The sequence below is a fragment of the Microbacterium sp. A93 genome (assembly GCF_051842835.1).
Genome location: NZ_JBPXMT010000015.1, coordinates 202,317 through 213,156, shown reverse-complemented (window position 1 = coordinate 213,156; position 10,840 = coordinate 202,317). Strand labels below are relative to the sequence as shown.

9 protein-coding genes are annotated in these 10,840 nt (G+C 69.8%); 6 read left to right on the top strand and 3 right to left on the bottom strand.

Features of this window, described 5'->3' with window-relative positions; translation table 11 throughout:
• The first annotated feature begins 124 nt into the window (after positions 1 to 124).
• A complete protein-coding gene (locus tag ACSU1G_RS30500) occupies positions 125 to 1,087 on the top strand; it encodes an EamA family transporter (protein WP_439284711.1) in 963 nt (320 codons plus the stop codon).
• On the opposite strand, the gene ACSU1G_RS30495 is transcribed toward ACSU1G_RS30500, so the two are convergent.
• The 3 genes from ACSU1G_RS30495 to ACSU1G_RS30485 all read right to left on the bottom strand — a co-directional run bounded on the left by ACSU1G_RS30495 (position 1,042) and on the right by ACSU1G_RS30485 (position 5,679).
• Entirely contained in the window at positions 1,042 to 3,384 is a 2,343-nt protein-coding gene (locus tag ACSU1G_RS30495; protein ID WP_439284709.1) for a S9 family peptidase, read from the bottom strand. The genes ACSU1G_RS30500 and ACSU1G_RS30495 overlap by 46 nt on opposite strands.
• 40 nt (positions 3,385 to 3,424) lie before the next feature.
• A complete protein-coding gene (locus tag ACSU1G_RS30490) occupies positions 3,425 to 4,168 on the bottom strand; it encodes an SDR family NAD(P)-dependent oxidoreductase (RefSeq protein ID WP_439284707.1) in 744 nt (247 codons plus the stop codon).
• Positions 4,169 to 4,272: 104 nt separating this feature from the next.
• Positions 4,273 to 5,679, bottom strand: a complete 1,407-nt coding sequence (locus tag ACSU1G_RS30485) for an NCS2 family permease (protein WP_439284726.1) — start codon at positions 5,677 to 5,679, stop codon at positions 4,273 to 4,275.
• 347 nt (positions 5,680 to 6,026) lie between these two features.
• On the opposite strand from ACSU1G_RS30485, the gene ACSU1G_RS30480 reads away from it, so the two are divergent.
• The 5 genes from ACSU1G_RS30480 to ACSU1G_RS30460 are packed head-to-tail and all read left to right on the top strand — an operon-like array spanning position 6,027 to position 10,833.
• Positions 6,027 to 6,848: an ABC transporter ATP-binding protein gene (locus ACSU1G_RS30480; protein ID WP_439284705.1), complete on the top strand. Its 822-nt coding sequence runs from the start codon at positions 6,027 to 6,029 to the stop codon at positions 6,846 to 6,848.
• Positions 6,835 to 7,548, top strand: coding sequence for an ABC transporter ATP-binding protein (locus ACSU1G_RS30475; protein ID WP_439284703.1), 714 nt, complete (start codon positions 6,835 to 6,837; stop codon positions 7,546 to 7,548). Before ACSU1G_RS30480 ends, ACSU1G_RS30475 begins: the two co-directional genes overlap by 14 nt.
• A complete protein-coding gene (locus ACSU1G_RS30470) occupies positions 7,548 to 8,429 on the top strand; it encodes a branched-chain amino acid ABC transporter permease (RefSeq protein WP_439284701.1) in 882 nt (293 codons plus the stop codon). The genes ACSU1G_RS30475 and ACSU1G_RS30470 overlap by 1 nt, the downstream gene beginning before the upstream one ends.
• Positions 8,429 to 9,559: a branched-chain amino acid ABC transporter permease gene (locus ACSU1G_RS30465; protein WP_439284699.1), complete on the top strand. Its 1,131-nt coding sequence runs from the start codon at positions 8,429 to 8,431 to the stop codon at positions 9,557 to 9,559. The genes ACSU1G_RS30470 and ACSU1G_RS30465 overlap by 1 nt, the downstream gene beginning before the upstream one ends.
• Entirely contained in the window at positions 9,556 to 10,833 is a 1,278-nt protein-coding gene (locus ACSU1G_RS30460; protein WP_439284697.1) for an ABC transporter substrate-binding protein, read from the top strand. Before ACSU1G_RS30465 ends, ACSU1G_RS30460 begins: the two co-directional genes overlap by 4 nt.
• Positions 10,834 to 10,840: the final 7 nt, after the last annotated feature.

The window sequence follows — 10,840 nt, the reverse complement described above, 5'->3', positions numbered from 1 at the left end:
TGACATCACCCCCCGGATCATCAACGACTGGGGGCAGCAATCATGCCGAGGCCTTCCGGCCAGCACACCCACATCCTCTACGAAGAAGGGGCTCCAAGAAAGGTAACGGGGGCAGAATGAGGGGGTGACCCCCTCGACGAATCCCCTGCCCCGGATTGTGCCGGCCGCCCCACCCGGCACCCCGCCGGCCGGCCAGCAGAACCTGCTGGCCGGCGTCGGGCTGGTGATCGGGGCCTGCATCTCGCTGCAGTTCGGTGCGGCCGTGGCCGTCCAACTGTTCCCGCACCTGGGCTCGTGGGGTGTGACCACGCTGCGGCTGGGACTGGCCGCCGTGATCCTGCTGGTGGTCGTCCGGCCGAAGGTGCGGGCCTGGACCCGCCGGCAGTGGACCGCGGTGGTGCTCTTCGGTGCGGCGATGGGCTGCATGAACGGCAGTTTCTACGCGGCGATCGAGCGGATCCCACTCGGGGCGGCGGTCTCCATCGAGTTCCTCGGCCCGCTGGTGCTCGCGGCGGTGCTGGCCCGTCGGCTGCTGGACGGCCTCTGGGTGGCGGTGGCACTGGCCGGCATGGTCCTGCTGGGGCTGGACAGTGCGTGGGGGGAGCCCCTGGACCCGGTCGGCGTGGTGCTCGCCCTGGTAGCGGGGGCGTTCTGGGCGGGATACGTCCTGACCAGCGCCCGGGTGGGCCGGTTGGTGCCCGGGGCCGGCGGGCTGGCCGTCGCGCTGGTGGTGGCCACGGCCGTGGTCGCGCCGCTCGGCGCACCCGGCGCGGTGCGGGCCTTCGGCGATCCGATGCTGCTCGGGATGGCCCTGGTGACCGCGCTGCTGGCCTCGCTCGTGCCGTACACGCTGGAGCTGTCCGCCCTGCGCCGGGTGCCGGCCCCCGTGTTCAGCATCCTGCTCAGCCTCGAGCCGGCCTTCGCGGCCCTGTTCGGCTGGATCCTGCTGGGCCAGGAGTCGGGGCTGCTGCGCAACCTCGCCATCGTGCTGGTCATCATCGCCAGCGCCGGGGTCACCCTGACCGGCCGCCGGGCCGCGGGTCAGCGCAGCTCGGTGGCCCCCAGCGCGGTCAACAGGAAGGCGTAGTCCCACGCCCGGTCCTCCCAGGCCCGGTACCGGCCGGAGGCCCCGCCGTGACCGCCGTCCATCTCGGTCTTCAGCACAATGGGCGCCCCGCCCTCGGCCAGCGGAGCAGACTGGTCCGAGGTGACCGTCCGGCGCAGCTGCTGCACCCACTTGGCCGGCTCCACGTAGAGCACGCGCGTGTCGTTCAGGGAGGTCACGGCGGCCACGGCCGGGTAGTCGGCGGCCCGCACGTTCTCGTACGGGGTGTACTCCTGCATGTACCGGTACACCTCGGGGTCCTCGATCGGGTTGCCCCACTCCTCCCACTCGAGGGCGGAGAGCGGCAGGTCCGGGTCCAGGATGGAGGTCAGCGCGTCCACGAACGGCACCTGGGCCACGCAGGCCCGGTAGAGCTCCGGCGCCAGGTTCAGTACCCCGCCCATCAGCAGGCCGCCGGCCGAGCCGCCCATCGCCGCGATCCGGTCCGGATTGACCCAGCCGGACTGCGCCACGAAGCGGGTGGCGTCCGCGAAGTCCGTGAACGAGTTCTTCTTCGCCAGCTTCTTGCCGTCGTCATACCAGCCGCGGCCCAGCTCGCCGCCGCCGCGCACATGCGCCACCACGTAGACCACGCCCCGGTCCAGCAGGGACAGCCGTGCCGCGGACAGGCCCGGGTCCATGGACATCTCATAGCTGCCGTAGCCGTAGACCACACAGGGGTTGGAGCCGTCCCACTCGGTGTCCTTCCGGCGGATCACGGTCAGCGGGATGGCCACCTTCCGGCCGCCGGCTGCCGCCGACTGCGCCGCCGGCGCGGAGTCCGCCGGTGCCCACCAGCGCTCCACCAGGTACTGCTCCGGGTCATAGCCCGGCACCTCCACCTGCCGGCGCAGGTGCAGCGTGCCGGTCTTCGTGCCGCCTCCCACCTCGTAGTCCAGGACCTGGGACGGGGTGATCCAGGAGGAGTAGGCCAGCCGCAGGAACGGGGACTCGAAGGGCGCCCCGGCCAGCTCGCAGGAGTACAGCTCCTCCCCGAAGTCCGGCTCCACGGCCGTGGCCTGGTCCTCGGCGCCGAGGCCGGCCAGAGGCATGATCAGGGTGCGCGGGGTGGTCTCGCGGCGCACCCCGAGGGCCAGGTGGGTGGCGGTGACGGCGGCGCCGTCCACCTTCACGGTCTCCGAGTGCCCGACGACGGTGCGCCAGGACCGCGGATCCGTCACCGTCTCGCGGGCGGCGAGCGAGACCATGTTGTTCGGGGCCGGCGCCGGGCTGGGCGCCCCGTCCTGCGCAGCGTCGCCCGCGGTGAAGTCCTTGTTGTGCACGATCACGTAGTGGCGCTCACCGTCCAGGGTGACCGGGTCCACGCCGTGCAGCAGCCCGAGGTCCCGGGACACCAGCATCCGCAGCTCGCCCAGCGGCTCGTCCACCGTGGCCGGCAAGTCCAGGGCGAGGGTCTCGGCGACCTCGGAGTTGCCCACGGAGACCAGCAGCTCGGTGCGGTCGGCGGAGAGACCGAAACCGGACCACAGGCCGGGATCGTCCTCCTGGAACAGCAGCTGGTCCTGCTCCACGGCGGTGCCGAGGGTGTGCGCGAGGATGCGGTAGGGGCGCCACGAGTCGTCCGGGACGGTGTAGAACACGCGCGTGCCGGTGGCATCGAACACGATCCCGTAGGAGACGTTGGGGATCTCATCCGCCAGCTCCGCGCCCGTGGCCAGGTTCCGGAGGCGCAGGGTGAAGCGCTCGTCCCCGGCATGGTCCACGGCGTAGGCCATCAGCGTGCCGTCCCGGGAGACGGCCAGCCCGCCGAGGGAGAAGAAGGGCTGGCCCTCCGCCTCGGCATTGCCGTCCAGGATGACCTGTTCACCCTGGACCGGCACGCCCGGTTCGATCACCGGGGGAGTCCAGTCAGCGAGCCGGTCTCCGGTGTCCGTGGCCTTCACCCGGCAGTGACGGGCGTACTGCTGGCCCTCCTCGGTGCGGGAGAAGTACCACCAGCCGTCCCGGCGGGCCGGCACCGAGAGGTCGGTCTCCACGGTGTGGGCCTTGATCTCACCGAAGATGGCCGTCCGCAGGGCGTCCTGGTCCGCCGTGACGGAGTCCGTGTAGGCGTTCTCCGCGGTCAGATGCGCGAGCACCTCCTCGGACTCCTTGTCCCGCAGCCAGTCGAAGTCGTCCGTGAAGGTGTGCCCGTGGTATTCGCGGGCCACCGGCCGCGCCGCGGCCACCGGGGGAGCGGTGACCGCGGGGGTGGTGAGGCGGTGCTGGGAGGAGGCGGCCGTCGTCGTGCTGTCCGTGCTGGTGTGCTGGGAAGTCATGGTGCCCATTCAACCGCATGGCTCCGGCCGCCCGGCGTGGTTACCGCGGGGCCATCCGGATGGCGCCGTCCAGGCGGATGGTCTCGCCGTTGAGCATCCGGTTCTCGACGATGTGGGTGACCAGGGCCGCGTACTCCTCCGGCTGGCCCAGGCGGGAGGGGAAGGGGACCTGCTCGCCGAGCGATGCCTGGGCGGCTTCCGGCAGACCGGCCATCATGGGCGTCCAGAAGATCCCCGGGGCGATCGTCATGACCCGGATGCCGTACCGGGCCAGCTCGCGCGCGATCGGCAGCGTCATCGCGGCCACACCACCCTTGGAGGCGGAGTACGCGGCCTGGCCGATCTGCCCCTCGAAGGCCGCCACGGAGGCGGTGTTGACGATGATCCCGCGCTCGCCGTCCTCACCGGGCTCGTTCTGGGACATGGCCTCGGACGCCAGCCGGATCACGTTGAACGTGCCGATGAGGTTGATCTGGATGGTCCGGGCGAAGGACTCCAGCTCGTGCGGCCCGGTCTTGCCCAGCACCTTCTCGGCGGTGGCGATACCGGCGCAATTCACGACGCCGGCCAGCGGCCCGCCCTGCTGGCCCGCCACCTCGACGGCGTGGGCCACCTGCGCCGGGTCGGTCACGTCCGTCTCGACCAGGACGGCACCCTCCGGGGGCGTGCCCTTCAGGTCGGCGGCGACCACGTGGGCGCCGCGGGCGAGCAGGGCGGTGGCGGTCGCGGCACCGAGGCCGGAGGCCCCGCCGGTGACGAGGAAGGTGCGGTCAGTGAATTCCATGGATGCTCCCGGGTTCGGTGGGCAGGTCGGTGGGCGGGCCGGTGGTCAGGCCGATGTTCGCCTGTTGATCACCCGACCGTAGCGCAGGGCGGCCGTGGGGTGGGTCACAGTCCCAGCAGTCCGCGGAACACGCCCATCCCGAAGTACAGGACGAAGGCCGCGGCCACCACCCACAGCAGCGGGTGGACGTCCTTGGCCCGGCCCTGGGCGGTGCGGATGACGGCGTAGGCGATCATGCCGGCGCCGATCCCGTTGGCGATCGAATAGGTGAACGGCATCAGGATGAAGGTGAGGAAGGCGGGGAAGGCCACGCCCCAGTCGGACCAGTCGATCTGGACCACCTGGGTGGCCATCATGAAGCCGACGACCACCAGGGCCGGGGCCACGGCCTCGAACGGCACCAGGTGGATCAGCGGCGTCAGGAACATGGCCAGCAGGAACAGTCCGCCGGTCACCACGGAGGCGAACCCGGTCCGGGCCCCCTCGCCGATCCCCGTGCCGGACTCCACGAAGATCTGGTTGGCCGAGCCGGAGGCCCCGCCGCCGGCCGAGACCGCGAGGGCGTCCACCATCAGCACGCGGTTCAGGTGCGGGATGGTCCCGTCCTGCGTGACGTTCCCGGCCTCGCGGGCCAGCCCCACGGAGGTGCCCATGGCGTCGAAGAACACGGAGAGCAGCACCACGAACACGAGCAGGACGGCCATCAGGGGCCCCACCTGGGTGAAGGCCCCGAAGAGGTCCGCCTGGCCGATCAGGGACAGGTCCGGTGCGGTCCAGGCGGGGAAGGAGGGGGCCACCAGTGACCACCCCATCGGGTCCACCTGGCCCGCCTCGTCCACCGAGGGGCCGATGTGGAAGACCGCCTCCAGGATGTTGGCCAGCACGGTGGCCACCACGATCCCGATCAGGATGGCCCCGCGCGTCTTGCGGATGACCAGCACCGAGGTGACCAGCAGGCCCACGATGAACACGAGCACCGGCCAGCCCTCCAGGTCGCCGCCCGTGCCCAGGCCCACGGGAACGGTGGTGCCCGCGGCGTCCGGGATGCGGCGGATGAAGCCCGAGTTGACCAGGCCGATCAGGGCGATGAACAGCCCGATCCCCACCACGATCGCGGTCTTGAGTCCCTCAGGCACCGCGTTGAACACCGCCTTCCGGAAGCCCGTGGCCACCAGCAGGGCCATGACCAGTCCGGCGATCACCACCAGGCCCATCATGGCCGGCCAGGTCAGTCCCTGGGTGGTGGCGACGGTGATGGCCACCAGGGCGTTGACGCCGAGTCCCGCGGCCAGGGCGAAGGGATGCCGGGCCCAGACGCCCATGGCGATGGTCGCGATCCCGGCCACCAGCGCGGTCACGGCAGCCACCCGGGCGATGCCGAGGGTGTCCCCCTGGGCGTCCGGCCCGGACAGCACTAGCGGGTTCAGCACGATGATGTAGCTCATCGCCAGGAAGGTGGCGAGGCCGCCCCGGACCTCCTGCCCCAGGGAGGACCCACGCCTGGAGATCATGAAGAAGCGGTCGAGTCCGTTGCGCGGCTGGGTGGCGACGGCGGTGTTCAGGGTGTCCAGCGGGGGGTGATCGGGCAAAGGCATGGGGACATGCTAATGGCGGGAGGAACGCTCCGGGGCGCTGGGCGGGACGCTGTGAGGGGCACGGTGCGGGCTCCGGACAACGAATCGGGAACGGCCACCCGGATTGCCACCAAAATTGTTGCCAATCTCACAGCGAGCGTCTACGATCCAAGCCAGACGCTGTTGTGATCCGGGACACCCCCCTCCCGGTCCTGCACGTCTGGAGCGTTCCACCCGAGGGCGCCCTCCCCCATCCCGACTCGCACCGGAAGAACAGTGGGCACATGGCGGCACGTTTGACGTTGACGGATGTCAACCTGCATTTCGGCGGGGTGACCGTGCTGAAGGACGTCGGCTTCGTCGTGGAGCCGGGAACGATCCTCGGCCTGGTCGGTCCCAACGGCGCGGGCAAGACCTCACTGTTCAACTGCATCTCCGGCCACTACCGGCCCAGCTCCGGGTCCATCCGGATCGACGACGCCGAGATCAGTCAGACCCGGCCGGCGGGGATGTCCCGGCACGGATTGGCCCGCACTTTCCAACACCCGGCCCTCCAGCTGGAGTCCACCGTCCTGGACAATGTGCTCCTCGGCGGACACAGCCGCCTGCCCGGCGGCCCGGCCGAATGGGCCCTCCGGCTGCCGCCGATGGTACGCAGCGAACGCGCGCTGCGGACCGAGGCGCTGGGCGTGCTGGATGATCTGGGCCTGGGCTGGGCGGCACACCGGAGCGCCGATGAGCTGTCCCACGGCCTGCACAAGGGCATCGAGCTCTGCCGCGCCCTGATGGCCAAGCCTCAGGTGCTGCTGCTGGACGAGCCCGCCGCCGGACTGTCCCACGGCGAGATCGACGATTTCATCGCGACCATCCGGACGCTCAAAGCTGCCGGGGAGATCACGCTCGTGATCGTGGAACACCACATGGGCGTGATCTCCGCGCTTGCGGACCGCGTGGTGGTGCTGGACCACGGCAGCAAGCTGATGGAGGGCACCGCGGCGGAGGCCCAGTCCGACCCCCGGGTCATCGAGGCCTACCTCGGCCGGGACGGCACAGAGGATGCAGAGGCCACAGAGGGTGGGGAGGGGATCGGCGATGACGTTGCTTGAGATCACCGACCTGACGGCGCACTACGGCCCCGTCCAGGTCCTGCACGGAGTCTCCCTGACCGTCCCGGAGCGGGGCGCCGTAGGCATCCTGGGGGCGAACGGGGCCGGGAAGACCACCACGTTGCGCGCCATCAGTGGCGCGGTCCGGTCCGCCGGGAGCATCCGCTTCGAGGGCCAGGACATCCGTGGTCGGAAACCCCACGAAGTGGCCGCCCTGGGCATCGCGCACGTGCCGGAGGGACGCGGGACGCTGGGCAACCTGACGGTGAAGGAGAACCTGCAGGTGGGTGCCTACCTGCGCAAGGACCGCGCCGGCGTGCGGACGGACATCGAGCACCTGCTCGAGCTGTTCCCCAACCTGAAGGCGCGCTACACCTCCAACGCCTCGGCGATGTCCGGTGGCGAGCAGCAGATGCTGGCCGTGGGCCGCGCCTACATGGCCCGCCCCAAGCTCCTGCTGCTGGATGAGGCCTCCCTGGGGCTGGCCCCCAGTACCGCGCAGACCGTCTACAACGCGATCCGGGTGCTCCGTGAGGAGACCGGCGTGGCCATGCTGCTCGTGGAACAGAACGCCAACCTCGCCTTCAGCATCGTGGACACCGCCACCGTGCTGGAGACCGGTCGCAGCGTCCTCAGCGGCACCTCGGCGGAGCTCAAAGGCCGCGACGAGATCCGCAAGGCTTACCTGGGAGGCTCATGATGGGAACCGTCATTCAACTGGTGGTGGACGGGCTCGCCCTGGGCTCGGTCTACGGGGCGATCGCGCTCGCGATCGTCCTGGTGAACCAGTCCACCGGCATGATCAACTTCGCCCAGGGCGGGATGGCCGTCCTCTCCGCCTACCTCGCCTTCACCTTCCTCGGGCTGGGCCTGCCCCTGATCCTGGCGATCATCCTGTCCGTGGCCGCCTCCTTTGTGATCGGTGCACTGATCGAACGCTTCATCATGCGCCGCTTCATGGGCGGCGCGGAGGACACCCAGGTGGTGGTCACGGTCGGCCTGCTGACCCTCTTCACGGGCATCTGCGGCTGGCTGTGGTCCTACAACAACCACCAGTTCCCGTCCCTGTTCCCGTCCTCGGCCTTCCACGTCCTGGGCGCTGCGATCAGCTGGCGGTCCCTCGGCACCTTCCTGGTGATCGCCGCCATCATGATCCTGTTGCAGCTGCTCTTCCAACGAACCAAACTCGGCCTCGCACTGAGGGCCGTGGCGGACAACCGGCAGTCCGCCTCCTTCTCCGGGCTGCCGGTCGGACGGCTGCTGATGATCGGGTGGGGCCTGGCCGCAGCCCTGGGCGCGGTGGCCGGCGCCCTGGTGGCGCCGCGGCTCTCCCTGACCCCGGGCATGCTGGACACCACCCTCGTCTATGCGTTGGCCGCCGTGATCCTCGGCGGCATCACCAGCCCCCTGGGGGTGGTCGTCGCGGCGTGGCTGATCGGCGTCCTGGAGAACCTCGCTGCCGTCTACATCCCCGTGATCGGCTATGACCTGAAGATCGCGGTGCCGTTCATCCTGTTGTTCGTGGTGTTGCTGCTGCGGCCCCAGGGCCTGTTCGGGCGCAAGACCGTGGTGCGTGTCTGATGGGCGCGCAGCAGACCGGACTGCTCCGGAAGCCGTGGTTCCAGGGTGCCGTGACCCTGCTGGTGGTGGCCGCCCTGGTGGTGGCCCCGCTGGTGCTGCCCATCCCCGTCAACCAGTCGTTGGCGCGGATCGGCGTCTTCGCGGTGGCCGTCCTCGGACTGAACGTCATCATGGGATACACCGGCGTGGTCTCCCTGGGCCAGATCTTCTTCCTCGGCCTGGGCGCCTACGTGACGGCGTACGGCGTGAACAGTGAGTGGAACATCGGGCTGGTGTTCCTGGCCACGGTGCTCATCTGCGGCGTCGCCGGACTGGTGGTGGCCCTGGCCGCAGCGCGGCTCGGTGGACTCGCCATCGCCATGATCACCATCGCGCTGCCGATCATCGGTGTGCCCCTGGCCAAACGCCTCAGCGAGTTCACCGGTGGCTCGCAGGGTACCTCCGCCCGGTTCACCTCCGCCCCGGACTGGAGCGGGCTGGCCAATGACCAGTGGCAGTACTACCTGGTCCTGCTCATCGGTGGGGTGACCTTCCTGCTGGTCCACAACCTGGTCCGCGGCAAGTACGGCCGGGCCTTCCGGATCGTCAAGGAGAACGAGGCCGTGGCCGGCGCCATGGGCATCTCGCCCTACCGCTACAAGGTCCTGGCCTTCACCATCGCCTCGATGGTGGGCGGTGTCAGCGGGTTCCTCTACATGGTGGTGATCCAGTACACCTCACCGGAGACCCTGGCCTTCCACCACTCCATCAGCCTGCTGGCCTCCATGGTGGTCGGTGGTGCCGGCAGCATCATCGGCTCGTTGATCGGCGGCGTCTACTACGTCCTGGTCCCCAACTTCACCAATGACGTGGCCCCCACCCTCACCTCGCTGATCCAGGGCATCATCCTGCTGGTGGTGCTGTTCGTCCTGCCGGGCGGTATCGCCAGCCTGCCGAGGATCGTGCGCCGCTGGACCGGCCGCTCCTCACGTCACGGGGCGGCCCCTGCCACCCCTCCACCCGGCACCACCCCCGGCACCACCCCCGGTGCCATTGCCGGCAACACCACCAGCAGTACCCCCGGCAGTACCCCCAGTAACACCCCCGCACCTGACGAAGGCGCACCACCAGAGAAGGAAGTCTCGCCATGACACCGCACCGCATGAACCTGAAGAAGAAGGTGCTCAGCGCCGTGGCCCTGAGTGCCGCAGCCGCCCTGGCCCTGTCCGGCTGTGGGCGCTCGGATGGCGGGGGAGGAGGCGGTGAGGACGGTGAGGGCGTGACGGCCAGCCCCGGCATCACCGACGAGACCCTGACCCTGGGCGTCACCACCCCGCTCAGCGGCGGCACCGCCGGACCGGGTACCTGCACGGTGGCCGGCCTGGCCGCCTATATGGGTGCGGCCAATGAGGCCGGCGGCATCGAGTTCGGTGACGGCAAGACCCGCACCGTGGAGATCGAGGCGTTCGACGACGCCTATGACCCGCAGAAGGCCCTGTCCAACTTCCAGCAGAACAACGGCCAGGTGTTCGCGTTCACCTCCGGGCTGGGCACGCCCACCAACCGCGCCTACCGTGAGGCGGCGATCGACTCCGAGGTGCCTCAGGTCCTGGTGCAGACCGGTGACCCGATCTTCAGCGACCGCGAGGAGAGCCCCTGGCAGCTCGGTTTCGTGCCGATCTACCAGAACGAGGGCGAGGCCTTCGGCGAGCTGCTGGCCAGCTCGGACGAAGACCTGACGGTGGCCATCCTGTCCCAGAACGACGACTACGGCGAGGGCTACGTGGAGGGCTTCAAGGACGCGATCTCCGGCTCCGAGAACATCGAGGTCGTCACCGAGCTGACGTACGAGGCCACGGACACCTCGGTGGACGCCCAGCTCACCGAGCTGGCCGGCAGCGAGGCGGACGTGTTCTTCAACGCCATGTCCATCACCCCGCTGGTCATCTCCGCGATCGAGAAGAGCCGCGAGCTGGGCTGGTCCCCGAGCTGGTTCCTGCCCTCGAACACCTCCAGCCCGGTCGCCATCCTCGACCCCGCCGGTGCTGACGCCGAGGACGGCTTCTACTCCGTGTCCTTCGCCAAGGCCCCGCAGAGCCCGGCCTTCGCCGAGGACGAGGACGTGGTGGCCTTCCTGGAGAACCTCGAGAAGTACGCCTCGGAGTACACGACCACCCCGGACTTCCCGCACTGCATGTGGAGCTACATGGTCGGGGCCACCCTCGAGGAGTCCTTCAAGAACATGACCGAACCCACCCGGGAGAACTTCATGGAGGCGCTGCGTGACATCGAGGACCTGAAGGCGCCGCTGATGCTGGAGGGGACCTCGGTGGACACCACCGAGGACGGCCAGCCGGCGGTCTCCACCGTGGTCGTGCAGAAGTACAACGGCACCGGCTACGCGACCGCGGAGTCCTTCGAGTAAGAGCCAC